Genomic DNA, 16,637 nt, shown 5'->3' with positions numbered 1-16,637 from the left:
TCCTTAAAAGGTATTAGGTATCATGCATAGCATGATTACCTAATCATTATATATTACACACAGCAATGAAAATTTCATCACTTGAGCGAATGTATTACTCTCATTTACTTTTTAAGCCCATCAGTAAATTGTCTCGTAAATAACTGTAACAAACTAATTACACGAGAATATTGCATTCTCGTAGGACCTAAAATAGCAATTGTTCCAAGTTGCTCTTCGCCGATCGAATATGTTGCAGAAATTAAACTACAATCCTCCATAGCCGTCGAAGAGTTTTCCCTACCAATTTTCACTTGAATCCCGACTTGTTTATGACGCAAAATGTCATAAAATTCGGCTTCATTATCAATCATGGTAAGTAAAGATCTAACCTTTTGAATGTCATGGAACTCTGGCTGCGAAAGCATATTTGCTTTTCCTCCAAAGTATATCTTTTCCGATAACGGAACTTGAAATGTACCATCCAACATTTTTATTGCACTATCGTAATTATGAACATACCCACGTAAAACTGTAACAATTTCCTTAAAGATTTTATTATGAAGTTCTTCCATCGGTACGCCAGATAGCTTTTCATTTAAAATATTAACCATTTTTTCTAAATCTGATAAATCAACAGATTCCGGAACGGTAATCGTTTTACTTTGTACATGCCCTGTATCGGTTACAATAATAGCGACTGCAGTTTGACGATCAAGCGGCACAATTTGTACATTTTTAAGTTTATTTGTACTTAACTTCGGTCCAAGAACAATTGCCGTATAATTCGTAAGTTCTGATAAAATTTGAGCAGATTGCTGTGCAATTTTTTCCGCTTCAAAAATTCTTTCAGCAAATAAATCTTTAATTTGTACAATTTCAGCGTTCGGTAAGTTTTGCGGCGCTAAAAGATGGTCTACATAAAATCGGTAGCCTTTCTCAGAAGGAACACGTCCAGAAGAACTGTGCGTTTTTTCAATAAAACCTAATTCTTCTAAGTCCGCCATTTCATTTCGAATAGTAGCTGAACTAAATGTGATTTCATCTTTTTTAGCCAACGTTCTAGACCCAACGGGCTGCGCCGATCCAATAAAGTCATCAATAATTGTTTGTAAAATTAAGAGCTGACGTTCCGTAAGCATCTCATCATCACCTCTGTTAGCACTCTTTGTCTTTGAGTGCTAAATCTATTAATAACTTACCAAAATTGACATTCAATTGTCAACGGAAACGTCACGAAATAATGAAACTTTTTCACGCCTATGGAACATTTAATTAGTCAATCAAAAATGATTGGAATACTTCATTCCCTAATAATTTTCCTTTTCGCGTTAAACGCACATGTCCATCTTCCTCTTCAAGCAATCCCTGCTCTTGGTTGCTTTGTAACTGCTTTGCGAAAACTTGATCCATCTCTATATTAAATTTATTGTGGAACGCCGTTTTAGAAACACCTTTTGTTTTTCGAAGCCCTAAGAACAGCTCTTCTTCCATTCTTTCTTTCTCCGTCACTTTGTGAACATCTAAATACGGAAATCCTGTTTCATCAATTTTATTAAAATATTGCTTCAGAGGACCAACATTTTGAATACGTTCTCCGTTCACATAACTATGAGCTCCAGCTCCAAATCCATAATACTCTTCATTATTCCAGTATGTGAGATTATGTCTACTTTTATTGTCACCTTTTGAGAAATTACTAATTTCATACTGGTTATAACCGTGTTTCTCCATTTCATCCATTACTATTTCATACATTTTCGCTTCATGGTCTTCACCCGGAAGACGTAATTTTCCTTTGTTCATTAAGTTATAAAACACTGTTTTTGGCTCCACAATTAATGAATATGCCGAGAAATGTTGTACACCAAGCGTAAAAGCAATATCTAATGTTTCTTTTACATCTTCTATCGTCTGTCCTGGCAAAGCATAAATAATATCTACATTAATATTTTTAAAGCCTACTTCCTGTGCCTCTCGAATCGCGAGGAATGCATCTTCCCTCGTATGCTTGCGCCCGATCTTCTCAAGAAGTTCATCACGGAACGTTTGCACACCAAAACTAATTCGATTTACTCCACCTTCTAGCAGTACATTTAGCTTCTCTTTCGGTAAATCTCCTGGATTCGCTTCAAATGTTAATTCACAATTCGGGGCGAACGGACGCAAATGACGATTAATAATCTCGAGTAAATTTTTTGTCTGTTCCATATTTAACGCTGTCGGAGTTCCCCCACCCACAAAAATCGTTTTCATACTATCAAATGGAACTTTTTGAACCGTATTTATTATTTCCTTCTCTAAATAATCTAAATATTGATCAACCGGTTGGCGTTCAATAAACACTTTATTAAAATCACAATAGTGACAAATGTGCTGACAAAACGGAATATGAATGTATGCAGCTTGTACCAAATATAACTCCTACCTTTCTAAAAAGAAAACCTCCGCACTCCGGAGGGTTCTCTACTTCTCTAACGTATTACGAATTTGTTCCATTCGCATTTTTCCCCAATCATACATCATTTCAACGATCGGTAAAAGTGACATGCCTAGTTCCGTCATATAATACTCAACGCGAGGAGGAATTTCAGGATATACTGTCCGATCAACAATCCCATCTTCCATTAACTCTTTTAATTGGTTCGACAAAACTTTATGAGAAATGCTTGGGAATAACCGTTGTAATTCACTGAAACGATGCGGCCCTTCCACACCAAGATGCCACAGTATCACAACTTTCCACTTTCCACTAATAATAGAAAGCGTCAATTCCTTTTCACAATTAAAATTACCATTTTGTATTTTATCTTGAATATCTTTTCGAATATTTTCGGACATTAACAATCTCCTAACTCTATATGAACTAAAAAGCTCTCTCATTATTGTAAATGAGAGCTGCTCAGATGTCTAAAAAGTAATTATACAGAAAAAAGAAGCCGCACAAACGACTTCTTTTTTATTTCAAATATTAGTTGTCATCCATTTTCAGTACAGCCATGAATGCCTCTTGCGGTACTTCTACAGAGCCAACAGACTTCATACGTTTTTTACCTTCTTTTTGCTTATCAAGAAGTTTACGCTTACGAGAAATGTCACCGCCGTAACATTTTGCAAGTACGTTTTTACGCATCGCTTTAATTGTAGAACGTGCTACAACTTTATTTCCGATAGTCGCCTGAATTGGCACTTCGAACTGTTGTCTCGGAATTAATTCTTTTAATTTCTCTACGATTACTTTACCACGGTCATACGCTGAATCACGGTGTACGATAAATGATAAAGCATCCACTTGTTCATTATTTAAAAGAATATCCATTTTCACAAGTTTAGATGGCTTATAGCCAATTAACTCGTAGTCAAATGATGCATACCCTTTCGTATTTGATTTCAATTGATCGAAGAAGTCATATACGATTTCTGATAACGGGATTTCATATGTTAATGTAACACGCGTTTCATCTAAATATTGCATATCAATAAACGTTCCACGTTTACCTTGGCAAATCTCCATTACAGCTCCAACATAGTCATTCGGAACCATAATTGAAGCCTTCACAAACGGCTCTTCTACACGATCGATAGACTGTGGATCTGGCATATTAGATGGGTTATCAACAATAACATCTTCACCGTTAGTTAAATAAACTTTATAAATAACGCTTGGCGCTGTTGTAATTAAGTCAATCTTAAATTCACGTTCAATACGTTCTTGAATGATTTCCATGTGAAGAAGCCCTAAGAAACCACAACGGAAACCAAATCCTAGCGCTTGAGATGTTTCTGGTTCAAACTCAAGAGCAGAATCGTTTAACTCTAATTTTTCTAATGCATCACGTAAATCGTTATAACGAGCAGAGTCAATTGGATACAGACCACAGAATACCATCGGGTTTAACTTACGGTAACCTGCTAACGGCTCTGCAGCTGGACGTTTCGCATGTGTAATCGTATCACCAACACGTGTGTCACCAACATTTTTAATCGATGCTGCTAAGAAACCTACATCACCTACTGTTAACTCGTCACGTTGCGTAGTTTTCGGTGTAAATACACCTACTTCTGTTACTTCAAATTCTTTACCCGTTGCCATCATACGTACTTTATCGCCAACTTTTACTGTTCCATTTACAACACGGATATAAGCAATTACACCGCGGTACGGATCATATAAAGAGTCGAAAATCATACATTGTAATGGCTCTTCTGAATCACCCGACGGAGCTGGTACTTTTTCAACAATTTGTTCTAAAATTTCTTCAATACCAATTCCAGCTTTCGCAGAAGCAAGTACCGCTTCTGATGCATCTAAACCAATTACATCTTCTACCTCTTGACGTACACGTTCTGGATCCGCACTCGGTAAGTCGATTTTATTAATAACTGGTAAAATTTCCAAATTATTATCAAGCGCTAAGTATACGTTTGCTAACGTTTGCGCTTCAATACCTTGCGCTGCATCTACTACAAGAATCGCGCCTTCACAAGCCGCTAAACTACGAGATACTTCGTACGTAAAGTCGACGTGTCCTGGTGTATCAATTAAATGAAGAATATACTCTTCACCATCTTTTGCTTTATAGTTTAATTGTACTGCGTTTAATTTGATTGTAATACCACGCTCACGCTCTAAATCCATAGAGTCAAGCAACTGAGCTTTCATTTCACGTTGTGTTAACGCGTTTGTTTTCTCTAAAATACGGTCTGCTAACGTTGATTTTCCGTGGTCAATATGAGCAATAATAGAGAAATTACGAATTTTGGACTGTCTTTTTGCTCTTTCTTCTTTATTCATCTATGTTCTCAACTCCTAATAGTCTCGCCAATATACACTAGCACTGATTATATCAATAGAGCAACAAAGATTCAATGAAAACTCGTGCTGCTTACGATACAAATCATTCTATCTATATCTTATGCGAATAAACCATAAGAGACAAACCCTTTTCAAATTTTAAAACGGCTGTCTTACAAACCAGTAAAACAACCGCCTCCCATGTTACTCTTAGCTAAAAATTCCTTTTATTTTCCCAACAACGATATCCGTTCCGAACTTCGTCATTTCATAAGCTACACTAGCTACTGCCATCCCAATTCCTTCTACAACATTAAAACTTCTTAAACGTTCTAACTGTTGTTGTTTTTCTGAGGCCGAAAACGAGCTACCCAAAATTTCTGATTCAGCACCTGTACTTTCTGTCCCTGTCATATGAGCTATTTGTTCATATGACAGTTGCTGATAGCCTTTCATACTTTTCAAACCATGATTAGCAAGTGCCACTCCTGCTATCATCATAAGTAAACATAAAGCCACACTACATATACACAAAAGCGTAAAGCGACTCAAACGATAATCATCTGTTCCCCTCAATGTGTATATGCTCCCGTATTATCTTGATCAATTTGATGATGCAGCGCCGCATTTAAACCACTCGCTATTACATTCGCCATATCCTCAATAAAAGTATCTACTTCTTTTGGGGTTACCATTAAATTATGACCAAGAGGAGATAGCACTTCATAAATCAGCCTTCTTTTTTCTTCTTCTTCCAACGTACCAACAGCACCTAAAAACATATTTCTGCTCTTTTCATCCGGCATATCTTCTTCCGTTAATTTTTTCTTTTCTCCAAATGAAAATCCCGCTGGTAACAAAGAGCGTGAAGGTTTATTTCCTTCTTTCATCTCTCGGCCGAAATGTTTCAAAATAAAATCAATCGTATCACTTGTAATCGAAACAGCATCGACCACAGTCGGAACACCAATCGCGATTACAGGGATACCTAATGTGTCTTTACTTAGTTCTTTACGTTTATTCCCAACCCCCGATCCGGGATGAATTCCAGTATCAGAAATTTGTATCGTGCTATTTACTCGTTCAATAGAACGGGCAGCTAATGCGTCAATCGCAATTACAAAGTCCGGGTTCGTCTTCTCAATAATCCCATAAATAACATCGCTCGTTTCGATTCCTGTAATTCCCATTACCCCCGGCCGAATTGCACTAACAGGCCTAAACCCTTCTTCTACACTTTCAGGCTGTAATTGAAACAAATGTCTCGTTACTAATACATTTTCTACAACTATCGGTCCAAGAGCATCTGGTGTTACATTCCAATTCCCAAGACCTACAATTAAACAGCTTGCTTCTTTTGTAACGCCAACCTCTTCTAAGAAATTAGAAAATTCTTTTGCAAAAATACGCTCCACTTTTTGTTGAAGTTCTGTATCTTGCTGACGTATACCTTGAACTTCAAGCGTTAAATAATTTCCAGGCTTTTTACCCATCGCTTCAGAGGCAGCTTCATCAATTGTTACTTTTGTAATTATAGTCCCCTCTTCTTCTCTCTCTTTTACAATAACTCCCTGTATCCCTTTTTGTTCCTCTTGGCTTTCTTGCAACATTTGATGGGCTTCTACAGCAAGGTCAGTTCTAATGCTATATTTCCTTAAATCTAATGGTTCTTTCATCGTATCTCCTCCGTAATTCATAGTAAATATCGTTAGATTTCCCAAAGTTATATAAGGTCATTCTTTCCTTTACGTGAAATTTCATGGATATACTATTGCAATTCTCTTCACCGTTTGATAGAATATCACTTGTTCTATGTAAGAATCGAGTCATTCGATTGCACCAGGGAGGTGAAAAGTATGGCAAACATCAAATCTGCTATCAAACGCGCTAAACTTAGCGAAGAGCGTCGTGCACATAACGCTTCTATCAAGTCTGACATGCGTTCTGCTGTTAAAACTGTAGAAGCTTTAGTTACTAATAACGATCTTGAAAATGCTAAAGAAGCTTTCAAAACTGCTTCTAAAAAACTTGACAAAGCAGCTCGTAAAGGTCTTATCCACCAAAACGCTGCAGCTCGTCAAAAATCTCGCTTAGCGAAACAAGTAAACGCGTAAGGCGTTTAAAAAACGATCCATTTGGATCGTTTTTTTATATACAAAAAAGTTCATGTACTTAGTACATGAACTTTTTTGTGTCATCACATATGATTTAATCGCATTAAGAAAAACTCGAGCACAAGTTTCTTATCCATCTTTCCCGTCTTCATACTATAATCAGCTTCCGCTAATTCTATAATCACTTTTTTTAATTCTTCAAAAGAGAAAAACTTCGTTTGATTCATTGCCAACTTCACGCGATACGGATGTACACCAATATGAGACGCAATTTGATTTTGTCCATAACCACGTTGCTGTAGCTCTTTCACTTGATACAACAAGCGGAATTGACTCACTAATAACGCAAGCAATTTAATCGGCTCTTCCTGCTGCGTAAATAATCCATCCAAAATTTGCATTGCACCTGCAATATCTTTTTTCACCACTTTTTCTGTCAAAGCGAATACATTTTGCTCAACGGATTTTGGTACAAGCTCTGCAACAAGTTTCGTCGTAATCTCTCCGCCCATACCGACGTATAACGTTAACTTGTCCATTTCCTTCGCCAACATTGTTACATTACTTCCCACAAGCTCTAGCAACAAACTAACAGCCGCGTTATCAATATGCACATGCACTTCATCTGCACGAGCAACAATCCACTTCTGAACATCCTGTATTTGCATCGCATTTGCTTCTACTACATCTGCTGTTTTCTTTAATAGTTTTGTAATTTTTTTTCGCTCATCAAGTTTTTCGTAAGGCGCAACAAAAACAAGAATAGAAAATGGAGAAGGTTCACCAATGTATTCTTCTAAAATTTTTATATTTTGCTCTAACTTTTCTTTTTGCGAAGTCAAAAATAGCGGTGATTTTATTAACAGTACTTTCCGTTCTCCGAAGAAAGGAAGCGTACGCGCATCCTCAACCACATCTTCTAAATACGCTTCTTCTAAATCGTATGTCACAACATTAAACTCTCGATCTTCTTCTTCAAGTGCTTCTGTCGTAATAAGCTTTATCGTTTCATTTATAAAAAAAGCTTCCGTTCCATATAGTAAATATAACGGAGCAAACTGTTTCTTTTTAATTTTTTTATGTATATCACTCATACTTTTTCCTACTCCCTAACTTGGCAATATATATTTATACTAATGCCCTAGCTTTTGTTTTACAAGTACAAAGGAACAGGCTTTATAACCCGTCCCTTTATTTATATTAAACGCCACGCAATAAGCCCCGGGTTTCTTATTGGTGTGCGGTAATCACCTTCCCTTTATTATTCGCAATAAAAATTTGAGTATAAGTGCCAACTGTTAACATGCTTGGAAACGAAAAACTCACATTACTTCATGATTTAAAAGTAGCAAAAAAGCTCGTTTTCTCTTCATATGGAAATTGTAGATTTTTTTCTGACAATATTTTATACTAAAGTGGAATGTTGGGGAGGGATTCTAAATGAATGATTTTGAACAAAACGTTCAAAGTAAACGCAATGACGCTATTGATTCAGGGGTAGGATTTATCGTCTCATTTGGTTTTTTCGCAACACTTTTCATCATTGCAACTGTTATTAAATTTATCGGTTCTTAAAGACTGCCACTTCATGGCAGTCTTCTCTTTTTCATCTATTATGTGTTTTATCATATGTGATTTTACTTTTAAAGGTTCCATTTTCCCCTTTAAAAACATAGGAAATAGCACCTTGCTTGTCCGTGCGCCATATCGCACTCCCCATCTTCTCAAAACGCTCTATCACTTCTTTATGCGGGTGTCCATACCTATTCTGCTTACCAACAGATATAATCGCTACACGAGGCTGTATGACGTTCAAAAAAGGCTCTATAGATGACGTATTACTCCCATGATGAGCAACTTTTAAAACATCCACTTGTAAATCTGGATATGCCTCTACTAAAATCTTTTCCCCTTCTTCTTCCAAATCGCCTGTAAATAGCCACTTCAACCCTCCAAATTTTGCCCATATTACAATTGAAGCGTTATTTTCGCTTTTTTCTTTTCCTTTTGGAGCTAAAACGAAAAATTCCGCTTCATTTACACTCCAACTCGCCCCTTCCCCCACTTCAGTTATTTTCATTTCCTTTTCTAATGCCTGTTTCTTGACTACTTTTTCTAATACTGCATCTTTTCCCTTTCGGCCAAATACCACTTCTTTTACAGGTATATATGATAATAATTCTTGCGCAGCACCTATATGATCTGCATCTCCATGCGTTACGATTAATTTATCAATTGTTTTAATACCTTCTTTTTGTAAAAAGGGTATTAAAACATCATTCCCAACAGAAAATTCATGCTTTTTTTGTTGCCATTCTTCCTTATTCACACGAAGCGTTCCACCTGTATCAATAAGATAAATCCCTTTATCATACGGAAGGCGAATTAATATTGCATCACCTTGTCCAACATCAATAAATGTTACACTTCCGCTTCCTCTAAAATATGGATATACATAATGACATGTGCTAATAAAAATAAATACACTCGCAACTATACAAACCGTTTTTTTCGGCGCTCTTCTTTCCCAAACCATCAATATACTGACAATACTCGCGCAATATACAGCTACAAGATTGAAGGGCGTTTCCCCGAAGATAAGCTGGGTAAATGGTAAACTTTCACAATAACTTAGAAAATCATTAGACATACTCAAGCCTATTGATAATACATCCGCAAATCCTTTTGCAAGAAACGGGACAATTGGCATACACAGTAAAATAATAATGCTACATGGTAATACAATGATAGATAAAAACGGAACGTATAAGAGATTGAGGAGAATGCTATATGGAGAAAAATAACCAAAGTGATATAACAAAATCGGAGTACTAACGAGCTGTGAAATGATAGAAATATAAATAGAATTTCGGATTACTCCGTTGCTACTCCCTAACAATAACGGAGCAGACAAAAGTAAAGCGAAGCTACCTACAAAAGAAAACTGAAATCCAATATTAAAAACAAGATAAGGGTCATATATAAGCATACATATAGCTGTTACACTTAAAGCATCTAAACTAGATAAACGAATCGAGCACATAAAAGCAATCAACATCAAAACCCCTGTTATAGAAGCTCTTATAACAGAGGGTGAAGCCCCTGCTAAAACCATATACAAAGGAATACAAATGATAAGGCAAATTGTTGCTACCTCCCTCGTCGCACCGCTTCTTAGCAAAATAAAATATACTATCACCATCAACAATACAATGTGTGAACCTGAAATTGCTAACAAATGTACAAGACCAAATTGTTGATATTGCTCTTCCACTTCAAACGTCATTTGTTGTCTATCACCAAAGAGTAATGCATTCATAAAAGCACCTGATTGCTCTGGAAACATTTCTGTAACTTTCGAGATTGCTTGTTGCCTTAAAAGAAGAATCCATTGCGTGAGCGACAGTGATGTTTTATAGCATTCAGAAATATATGTAGCCTCAAATGTGAAATGAATATGTTGCTTGTATAAATAATCACGGTAATTAAAACCATGAAAATTCCGAGCTGTTTCCGGTTCTTTCCTCTCACCCTCGAATACACATGATATCCCTGCGTATAATTGTTGCATTTTTTTCTTTTCCAAAGCTGATTTTATTCTATAACTTAACTGCACTATATTTTTATTCTGATCTTCAAATTGAAAAGATAGGCGATCCCCATTAACAAGCGGTGTGTTTTGTATAACCCCTCTTGTAACTGCATAGGGCTTCCCTAGAGGCTTATTCCATACTTGAACATAGGAAGTGTATATAACGCTACTAAAGCACGCTACAATACAAAAAATGAAGGTTTTACGCGAAGTGCGATATAAACAGAAGAAAACATTTAAAAAGAGGCAAAAAACTATCAATAAAAGTGACGAGGAAAAGGCAATTGCAATCCCTATTATAAACGAGATTGCAACATACCCCCATTGTTCTTGCAACTTATACTCACTCCTTATAGCATCATTTTTGCTTTCGTGAATACATGCTGTAATTCTTCCATTGATAAATTATCTTTTTCTAAAGACACAAATAATTCTTTCAACTCTGTATAACGTTTTTGATCCTCTAATGCAGCAATATCATATTCTAGCGGAACGTGTTTCACTGTTACATTCGCTTGTTCAAATAACTCTATGGCGTATGGATGATTTTTATAATCCTGCGCATAATAAACCGCTGTAATACCACTTTGAATAATTGCCTTACAACATTGTAAACAAGGGAAATGCGTAACGTAAATTTCTGCTTCCTCTGTTTTCGCACCAAACTTGGCACATTGTAATAAAGCATTCATTTCGGCATGAATTGTCCGAACACAATGATTATCGATTACGTAACAACCATCATCTATACAATGTACGCCACCTTTAATTGAACCATTATATCCACCAGCAATAATTCGTTTATCGCGAACGATTGTCGCTCCTACCGCAAGCCTTGTACATGTACTACGCAAAGATAGTAGATGGCTTTGCGTCATAAAATATTGATCCCATGAAATTCGTTCCATATTTTTCACCTACTTTTTTGTCTACTTGTAGTGTAGCGAAAGAAGAAAAACTTCGTCAATCTTTTACGGAATAATAATTTGATCTTTTATCTTTTCAAGAGACTTCGCACCAATCCCATCAATCTCTAATAAATCTTCTATTTTCTGAAACGGACCATGTTCTTCTCGATATTTCAAAATACTTTCTGCCTTTCGAGAGCCAATCCCTGTAATTTTTTCTAGTTGTTCTTTCGCCGCTGTATTTATTCGAATCTTGCCATCTTCCTTAGAAGAAGTAAGCACCCCTTGTTCTGATTCATTTTTACTCGGTATATAAAGAAGCATTTGATCTTGTACAATTTGTGCTAAATTCACTTTTTTCATATCTACTTCTGATAAAAAACCACCAGCCTTTTGAACCGCATCCTTTACGCGATCTCCTTCCTTCATTTCATATACCCCTTCTTTACTAACCGCTCCTTTCACATCAATTATAATTGTTCTTTTCTGTTCCTTTGTATCCGATATTTTCGGTTTACCCTTTTTTTCGATCTCCTTCTCTTGTACATTCATTGTAATAGGCATTCGTTCTACACTCTGATTCGTTTTCCAAAAAACAAGAAAAAGTAAAGTTCCAATAATAGCTACTAAACCTAACCACTTTTTCGGAAAATCCCACATCATTTTACACCTCTAATCATAAATTTATAACATCATTCATATTGTTTAGGAGAAAGCTGTTACGAAGGAGGGATGAAACTTTGAACATAGGAATTATAGGGACAGGAAACATGGGGAATATACTAATCGATGCATTTTTAGAAACCCGTGCTGTCAAACCTTCGTGCCTTACAATCATTAATCGGACGCCTGCAAAAGCATATCATATAAAAGAAAAATACCCTTCTGTTCATATAGCAAAAACAATCCCGGAAGTAATCGAACAATCACAACTTATTTTTATTTGTGTCAAGCCGATAGATATATACCCTATCCTAAAAAAATACGCTGAACATTTTTCTGATGAAACGTGCTTAGTTTCTATTACAAGTCCAATATCTCCATCACAATTAGAGACTCTCGTACCTTGCCACGTCGCGCGTATCATTCCAAGTATCACAAATCGCGCGCTCTCTGGCGCCTCACTATTTACATTTGGAGATAATTGCTCTGAAGAATGGCAACAAAAACTACTTCGTCTATTCAAAAACATTTCTACACCTCTTGTAATAGAAGAAGATATAACGCGCGTTTCATCTGATATAGCAAGTTGCGGTCCTGCTTTCTTTAGTTATTTACTACAATGCTTCATTAACGCTGCTGTAGATAAAACAAATATTACACACGAAGAGGCTACTACTTTAGTAAGTGAAATGGTCGTGGGGATGGGGAAATTACTTGAAAAAGAAATCTTCACATTACCTACCTTACAAGAAAAGGTTTGCGTGAAAGGCGGCGTTACTGGGGAAGGCATTCGGGTTTTAGAAGAGCACGTTGGAGATATGTTCCATAAGTTAATCGAGCGAACACATGAAAAATTTGATGAAGATTTAGAATGCGTTGATCAGCAATTCAATAAACACACATAATAAATACGTCATTTTCATTCCAAATCCTTTTTATAAATACTTACTTTTTTACAATACATTTTCACTTCAACTACTATTCCCACACTTTACGCATACAATCTTCAGATTATACTAGAACTAAAAATACATCTTCTTTATAAAACAAAAGCAACCTTCTCGGTTGCTTTTGTTTTATCCATTTTTCTTCGCCATGAAGAAAATACGCTCTGTTTGTTCTGTAACTTCAAGTCGCTCAAAATCACCTGTTACACGAAGCACTGTAAAACCTGCTTCTTCAAGCCATTTCGTTAACTCTTCCACTTGATATGCACGTTGCACGTGACATTCGTCAAACCGATGGTACACATCTTCTTCCGGATCTTGAACAAAGAATGTTAAATCATGCTCTACACTATTTGATTCTTCACCAGGGAAGCAATTCCAAATAAGAGATATTTCTTCTCCATTCACTGTATACGTTTCATTTTGAAATACATGATGTATTTTATATAAAGAATGTACATCAAATAAAAACAAACCATCTTGACGTAAATGATGAAATACTCTTCTAAATGTTTCTTGTACTCCATCTTCTTGCAATACATAATTTAATGAATCACAAAAGATGGTTACACAATCAAACTCACCTGGAACATCAAGCTCTCGCATGTCTTGTTGATAAAAAGGAATAAAGTATCCCTCTCCTCCTAGTTTTTGCTGAGCGACTGTTAACATTTCTTCTGAAAGATCGACACCTATTAAATCGTAACCCTTTTGCACAAGCGGCAGGGTTACATTACCTGTACCGCATGCTACATCAAGAATTTTTGCCTCTTTCATATCTGCCTGCTGTAAACTTTCCTCTGTAAATTCCACCCATTTATCATAAGGGACATCATTCATTAGTTCGTCGTACAACAATGCAAATTGTTCGTATTTCATTGGCCTAACTCTTCTGTAATATCTTCACGTGGCACATCGCCCCATAGACGCTCTAAATTATAGTGATTACGCTCATCTTTATGGAATACATGAGCAACTACATCTCCAAGATCAACTAATACCCAACGTGCTTCGTCAAACCCTTCCATACGTTGTACGTCGATTTGGAACTCATGTGCTTTTGATTTAATTTCACGTGCAATTGCTTGCACTTGTTTATCTGAATTTCCGTGACAAATAATGAAATAATCTGCAATTGGTGAAATACCTTGCATATTTAGGACAACCATATCTTCTGCTCTCTTATCATCAGCTGCTTTTGCCGCTAATACTAATAAATCTTTATCGTTCATTTACTCATTTCCTCCTTGATAACTGCATTGTATGTTTGGAATGTTAATGGATAAATCGTCTGATCTTTTTCCATTAAAAATTGAATTGTTCTCTTTAACGCAAATAATAAAGCTTGATTTATATCCGTATATGCGAGTTTACGAGCCTCTTCCACTCCTGGAAACTTTCGCCCAGGTTCAATGTAATCCGCTACATAAATCACTTTATCTAACATCGTCATATTCTCATGACCACTTGTATGATATGTAATAGCTTGCAAAATTTCAGAATCCGTAATGCCTACTTCTTTTTCTACTAAGTATGCCCCAACAGGTGCATGCCATAACTCTTTGTTATAGCAAAGTAAATCTTTCGGCAAATCTTCACGTTTAATAATCTCTTCCATCTCTGAAATTGCTCTACATTTCGCATAATCATGGAATATAGCTGCCATCTCTGCTTTTTTTTCGTCCACACCGTATAACTTAGCAAGCTCAATCGCTGTCTCCATTACACCAATTGTGTGTATATAACGTTTTTCATGCATTTGTTGTTTGACAATATGCAGTGCATTTTCACGATTCATACAACCCATTCCTCTCGATATATACCTGTACTTTTTCGGGAAGTAAATATTTACACGTTTTCTTCTCCTTATATCTCTCACGTAATAAGGATGAAGAAACTGCAAATTCCGGAATTTCCACTGTAGTAATCTTATATGGTGTATGCAATGTATACCCAGGTCTTGCAACTCCAACAAACGTTACAAGATTAAGTAAAGCTTCAATGTTATACCACTTCGGTAAATACTCAACCATATCCCCACCAATAATAAAGTGAAACTGCACATCCGGATACTTCTTCGTCAATTGTAACATAGTGTCATACGTATAAGATGGGCCCTTCCTACTTAGCTCTTCTAAACAAATAGAAAAGTGCTCTTCTGCCTCAGTCGCGAGCTCTAACATATGTAAACGACTTTCTACACTTGTAATATTCCGCCCTTGTTTATGTGGCGGAATCTGGTTTGGCAAGAACCATACTTCTTCCAAGTTCAAAGCGTGATATACTTCATTTGCAATTAGCAAATGTCCATAGTGAGGCGGATCAAATGTACCGCCAATGATGCCAATTTTTCTCAAAAGAAACGCCCCTTCCTTTTACATACAGCAACTCTCCTCGGTTAGGAATGAAGAGAGTTGCTATTAATAAAAGTTCAATCGGTTTCGCTCTCTACATCATTACGCATAAACGATAAAAATAGCGCATGCTAGTCTTTTTATCGAGGAAGCTTAATTTGTTTATTTTCTCTTGATTCTTTGTATAAAACGATTGTGCTTCCAATTACTTGAACGATTTCAGCACGTGCACCTTTTGCAAGTTCTTCCGCAACCTCACGGCGATCAAATTCACAGTTTTGTAATACACTTACTTTAAATAACTCACGAGCTTCTAAAGTATCTGCGATTTGTTTAATCATATTTTCATTTACTCCGCCTTTTCCTACTTGAAAAATTGGTGTTAAATGATGTGCTTGTGCACGTAAAAATCTTTTTTGTTTTCCTGTTAACATGTATGTTAGCCTCCAAGCTTTTCTATAACTAATTGTTTCATTCTCTCGATATTTGGCGTGCGTCCTGTCCACATTTCAAATGCAAGTGCTCCTTGATAAACAAACATATCAATACCATTTTGAATGATTGCACCTTGCTCTTTTGCCTCACATAAAATTTTCGTTTCAAATGGATTATAAATTATATCTGATACAATCGTTCCTTTTTTTAACGAACAAATTTGTAATGGCGTATGTTCTACGTGTGGATGCATACCTATCGTTGTCGTCTGAATGATAATATCATAATTTCCTTGTTCTTCTGTCGCTTTTTCTAACGACAAAGCAACAGAATTAACATCGGCCGTACGTGCAGCAATAAGTTCCTTTGCCTTATCTACTGTACGATTGGCTACATCAATCTCTTTTACACCTACATCAGCAAGAGAAAAATAAATAGCTCGGCTAGCACCACCTGAACCAAGTAACAAAATACGTTTCCCTTGAAGTGGTTCATTACTAATTGACTGCAGCGCTCGAACAAAACCAATCCCGTCTGTGTTATAGCCAATTAATCTTCCATCCTTATGAACCACTGTATTTACTGCACCGATTTTCCTTGCTAATGGGTCAATCTCATCCAAATACTCCATAATAGCAACCTTGTGCGGAGTTGTTACATTAAATCCTGAAATACCTAATGCTTTTAAACCTCTTACTGCTTCCCCTAGCAATTCCTCTTCAACAAGGAACGCATGATAATGGGCATCCATATTCAAGTGTTCAAATGCATCGTTATGCATAACGGGTGATAATGAATGTCCAATTGGATTTCCGATTACACCATATAATTGTTTCATAAATCCCTCTCC

General features: G+C 36.4%; 19 protein-coding genes. 3 read left to right on the top strand and 16 right to left on the bottom strand.

The window, feature by feature from the left end; all coding sequences use genetic code 11:
• Positions 1-104 precede the first annotated feature (104 nt).
• The 6 genes from hrcA to gpr all read right to left on the bottom strand — a co-directional run bounded on the left by hrcA (position 105) and on the right by gpr (position 6,450).
• Positions 105-1,121, bottom strand: a complete 1,017-nt coding sequence (hrcA, locus tag BLT20_RS05600) for a heat-inducible transcriptional repressor HrcA (protein WP_000954941.1) — start codon at positions 1,119-1,121, stop codon at positions 105-107.
• 133 nt (positions 1,122-1,254) lie between these two features.
• Positions 1,255-2,394 (bottom strand): radical SAM family heme chaperone HemW, encoded by a 1,140-nt coding sequence (gene hemW, locus BLT20_RS05595; RefSeq protein WP_000249438.1) that lies wholly within the window; start codon positions 2,392-2,394, stop codon positions 1,255-1,257.
• 51 nt (positions 2,395-2,445) lie between these two features.
• Positions 2,446-2,820, bottom strand: a complete 375-nt coding sequence (locus BLT20_RS05590) for a winged helix-turn-helix transcriptional regulator (RefSeq protein ID WP_001293539.1) — start codon at positions 2,818-2,820, stop codon at positions 2,446-2,448.
• Positions 2,821-2,950: 130 nt separating this feature from the next.
• Positions 2,951-4,774 carry an elongation factor 4 gene (lepA, locus tag BLT20_RS05585; RefSeq protein WP_001030951.1) on the bottom strand — a complete coding sequence of 608 codons (1,824 nt, stop codon included), beginning with the start codon at positions 4,772-4,774 and terminating at the stop codon, positions 2,951-2,953.
• 210 nt (positions 4,775-4,984) lie between these two features.
• Entirely contained in the window at positions 4,985-5,350 is a 366-nt protein-coding gene (locus BLT20_RS05580; RefSeq protein WP_001215037.1) for a YqxA family protein, read from the bottom strand.
• Positions 5,347-6,450: a GPR endopeptidase gene (gene gpr, locus BLT20_RS05575; protein WP_000662612.1), complete on the bottom strand. Its 1,104-nt coding sequence runs from the start codon at positions 6,448-6,450 to the stop codon at positions 5,347-5,349. The genes BLT20_RS05580 and gpr overlap by 4 nt, the downstream gene beginning before the upstream one ends.
• Positions 6,451-6,630: 180 nt before the next feature.
• Between gpr and rpsT the strand changes: the two genes are divergently transcribed.
• Complete coding sequence (gene rpsT / locus BLT20_RS05570; RefSeq protein ID WP_001274011.1) at positions 6,631-6,888, top strand: 30S ribosomal protein S20; 258 nt, start codon at positions 6,631-6,633, stop codon at positions 6,886-6,888.
• An 83-nt stretch (positions 6,889-6,971) separates the two neighbouring features.
• Here rpsT and holA read toward each other — a convergent pair whose 3' ends face one another.
• The gene (holA, locus tag BLT20_RS05565) at positions 6,972-7,982 is read right to left on the bottom strand and encodes a DNA polymerase III subunit delta (RefSeq protein WP_001279916.1); all 1,011 of its coding nucleotides are present in this window, start codon (positions 7,980-7,982) and stop codon (positions 6,972-6,974) included.
• A 346-nt stretch (positions 7,983-8,328) separates the two neighbouring features.
• Between holA and BLT20_RS05560 the strand changes: the two genes are divergently transcribed.
• Positions 8,329-8,463, top strand: a complete 135-nt coding sequence (locus tag BLT20_RS05560) for a YqzM family protein (RefSeq protein WP_000997609.1) — start codon at positions 8,329-8,331, stop codon at positions 8,461-8,463.
• Between the two features lie 31 nt (positions 8,464-8,494).
• On the opposite strand, the gene BLT20_RS05555 is transcribed toward BLT20_RS05560, so the two are convergent.
• The 3 genes from BLT20_RS05555 to BLT20_RS05545 form a co-directional block, all read right to left on the bottom strand.
• Entirely contained in the window at positions 8,495-10,816 is a 2,322-nt protein-coding gene (locus BLT20_RS05555) for a DNA internalization-related competence protein ComEC/Rec2 (RefSeq protein ID WP_001157838.1), read from the bottom strand.
• Positions 10,817-10,830: 14 nt separating this feature from the next.
• Entirely contained in the window at positions 10,831-11,388 is a 558-nt protein-coding gene (locus tag BLT20_RS05550; RefSeq protein ID WP_000439770.1) for a ComE operon protein 2, read from the bottom strand.
• A 63-nt stretch (positions 11,389-11,451) separates the two neighbouring features.
• Entirely contained in the window at positions 11,452-12,051 is a 600-nt protein-coding gene (locus tag BLT20_RS05545) for a helix-hairpin-helix domain-containing protein (RefSeq protein WP_000989932.1), read from the bottom strand.
• A 77-nt stretch (positions 12,052-12,128) separates the two neighbouring features.
• Between BLT20_RS05545 and comER the strand changes: the two genes are divergently transcribed.
• On the top strand, positions 12,129-12,956 hold the full coding sequence (gene comER, locus BLT20_RS05540; RefSeq protein ID WP_001020554.1) for a late competence protein ComER: 828 nt from the start codon (positions 12,129-12,131) through the stop codon (positions 12,954-12,956).
• 171 nt (positions 12,957-13,127) lie between these two features.
• Here comER and BLT20_RS05535 read toward each other — a convergent pair whose 3' ends face one another.
• The 6 genes from BLT20_RS05535 to aroE all read right to left on the bottom strand — a co-directional run bounded on the left by BLT20_RS05535 (position 13,128) and on the right by aroE (position 16,625).
• Positions 13,128-13,877, bottom strand: coding sequence for a class I SAM-dependent methyltransferase (locus BLT20_RS05535; RefSeq protein ID WP_000873069.1), 750 nt, complete (start codon positions 13,875-13,877; stop codon positions 13,128-13,130).
• A complete protein-coding gene (rsfS, locus tag BLT20_RS05530; RefSeq protein WP_000998173.1) occupies positions 13,874-14,230 on the bottom strand; it encodes a ribosome silencing factor in 357 nt (118 codons plus the stop codon). The genes BLT20_RS05535 and rsfS overlap by 4 nt, the downstream gene beginning before the upstream one ends.
• On the bottom strand, positions 14,227-14,796 hold the full coding sequence (gene yqeK, locus BLT20_RS05525; RefSeq protein WP_001078477.1) for a bis(5'-nucleosyl)-tetraphosphatase (symmetrical) YqeK: 570 nt from the start codon (positions 14,794-14,796) through the stop codon (positions 14,227-14,229). Before yqeK ends, rsfS begins: the two co-directional genes overlap by 4 nt.
• Positions 14,786-15,355, bottom strand: a complete 570-nt coding sequence (gene nadD, locus BLT20_RS05520) for a nicotinate-nucleotide adenylyltransferase (RefSeq protein WP_001226048.1) — start codon at positions 15,353-15,355, stop codon at positions 14,786-14,788. Before nadD ends, yqeK begins: the two co-directional genes overlap by 11 nt.
• 137 nt (positions 15,356-15,492) lie before the next feature.
• A complete protein-coding gene (yhbY, locus tag BLT20_RS05515) occupies positions 15,493-15,786 on the bottom strand; it encodes a ribosome assembly RNA-binding protein YhbY (protein WP_000955224.1) in 294 nt (97 codons plus the stop codon).
• Between the two features lie 5 nt (positions 15,787-15,791).
• Positions 15,792-16,625, bottom strand: coding sequence for a shikimate dehydrogenase (gene aroE / locus BLT20_RS05510; RefSeq protein WP_000812076.1), 834 nt, complete (start codon positions 16,623-16,625; stop codon positions 15,792-15,794).
• Positions 16,626-16,637: the final 12 nt, after the last annotated feature.

The sequence above is a fragment of the Bacillus sp. cl96 genome (assembly GCF_900100505.1).
GTDB classification, from domain to species: domain Bacteria; phylum Bacillota; class Bacilli; order Bacillales; family Bacillaceae_G; genus Bacillus_A; species Bacillus_A cereus.
This window is presented reverse-complemented; position numbering and strand designations above follow the sequence as displayed.

Excerpts from the sequence above, each read along its gene's own strand:
- aroE (WP_000812076.1), bottom strand. The coding sequence starts at position 16,625 with ATGAAACAATTATATGGTGTAATCGGAAATCCAATTGGACATTCATTA.
- gpr (WP_000662612.1), bottom strand. The coding sequence starts at position 6,450 with ATGAAAGAACCATTAGATTTAAGGAAATATAGCATTAGAACTGACCTT.
- rsfS (WP_000998173.1), bottom strand. The coding sequence starts at position 14,230 with ATGAACGATAAAGATTTATTAGTATTAGCGGCAAAAGCAGCTGATGAT.
- BLT20_RS05545 (WP_000989932.1), bottom strand. The coding sequence starts at position 12,051 with ATGATGTGGGATTTTCCGAAAAAGTGGTTAGGTTTAGTAGCTATTATT.
- BLT20_RS05560 (WP_000997609.1), top strand. The coding sequence starts at position 8,329 with ATGAATGATTTTGAACAAAACGTTCAAAGTAAACGCAATGACGCTATT.
- BLT20_RS05590 (WP_001293539.1), bottom strand. The coding sequence starts at position 2,820 with ATGTCCGAAAATATTCGAAAAGATATTCAAGATAAAATACAAAATGGT.
- BLT20_RS05550 (WP_000439770.1), bottom strand. The coding sequence starts at position 11,388 with ATGGAACGAATTTCATGGGATCAATATTTTATGACGCAAAGCCATCTA.
- holA (WP_001279916.1), bottom strand. The coding sequence starts at position 7,982 with ATGAGTGATATACATAAAAAAATTAAAAAGAAACAGTTTGCTCCGTTA.
- BLT20_RS05535 (WP_000873069.1), bottom strand. The coding sequence starts at position 13,877 with ATGAAATACGAACAATTTGCATTGTTGTACGACGAACTAATGAATGAT.
- hrcA (WP_000954941.1), bottom strand. The coding sequence starts at position 1,121 with ATGCTTACGGAACGTCAGCTCTTAATTTTACAAACAATTATTGATGAC.
- yqeK (WP_001078477.1), bottom strand. The coding sequence starts at position 14,796 with ATGAATCGTGAAAATGCACTGCATATTGTCAAACAACAAATGCATGAA.
- yhbY (WP_000955224.1), bottom strand. The coding sequence starts at position 15,786 with ATGTTAACAGGAAAACAAAAAAGATTTTTACGTGCACAAGCACATCAT.
- rpsT (WP_001274011.1), top strand. The coding sequence starts at position 6,631 with ATGGCAAACATCAAATCTGCTATCAAACGCGCTAAACTTAGCGAAGAG.
- lepA (WP_001030951.1), bottom strand. The coding sequence starts at position 4,774 with ATGAATAAAGAAGAAAGAGCAAAAAGACAGTCCAAAATTCGTAATTTC.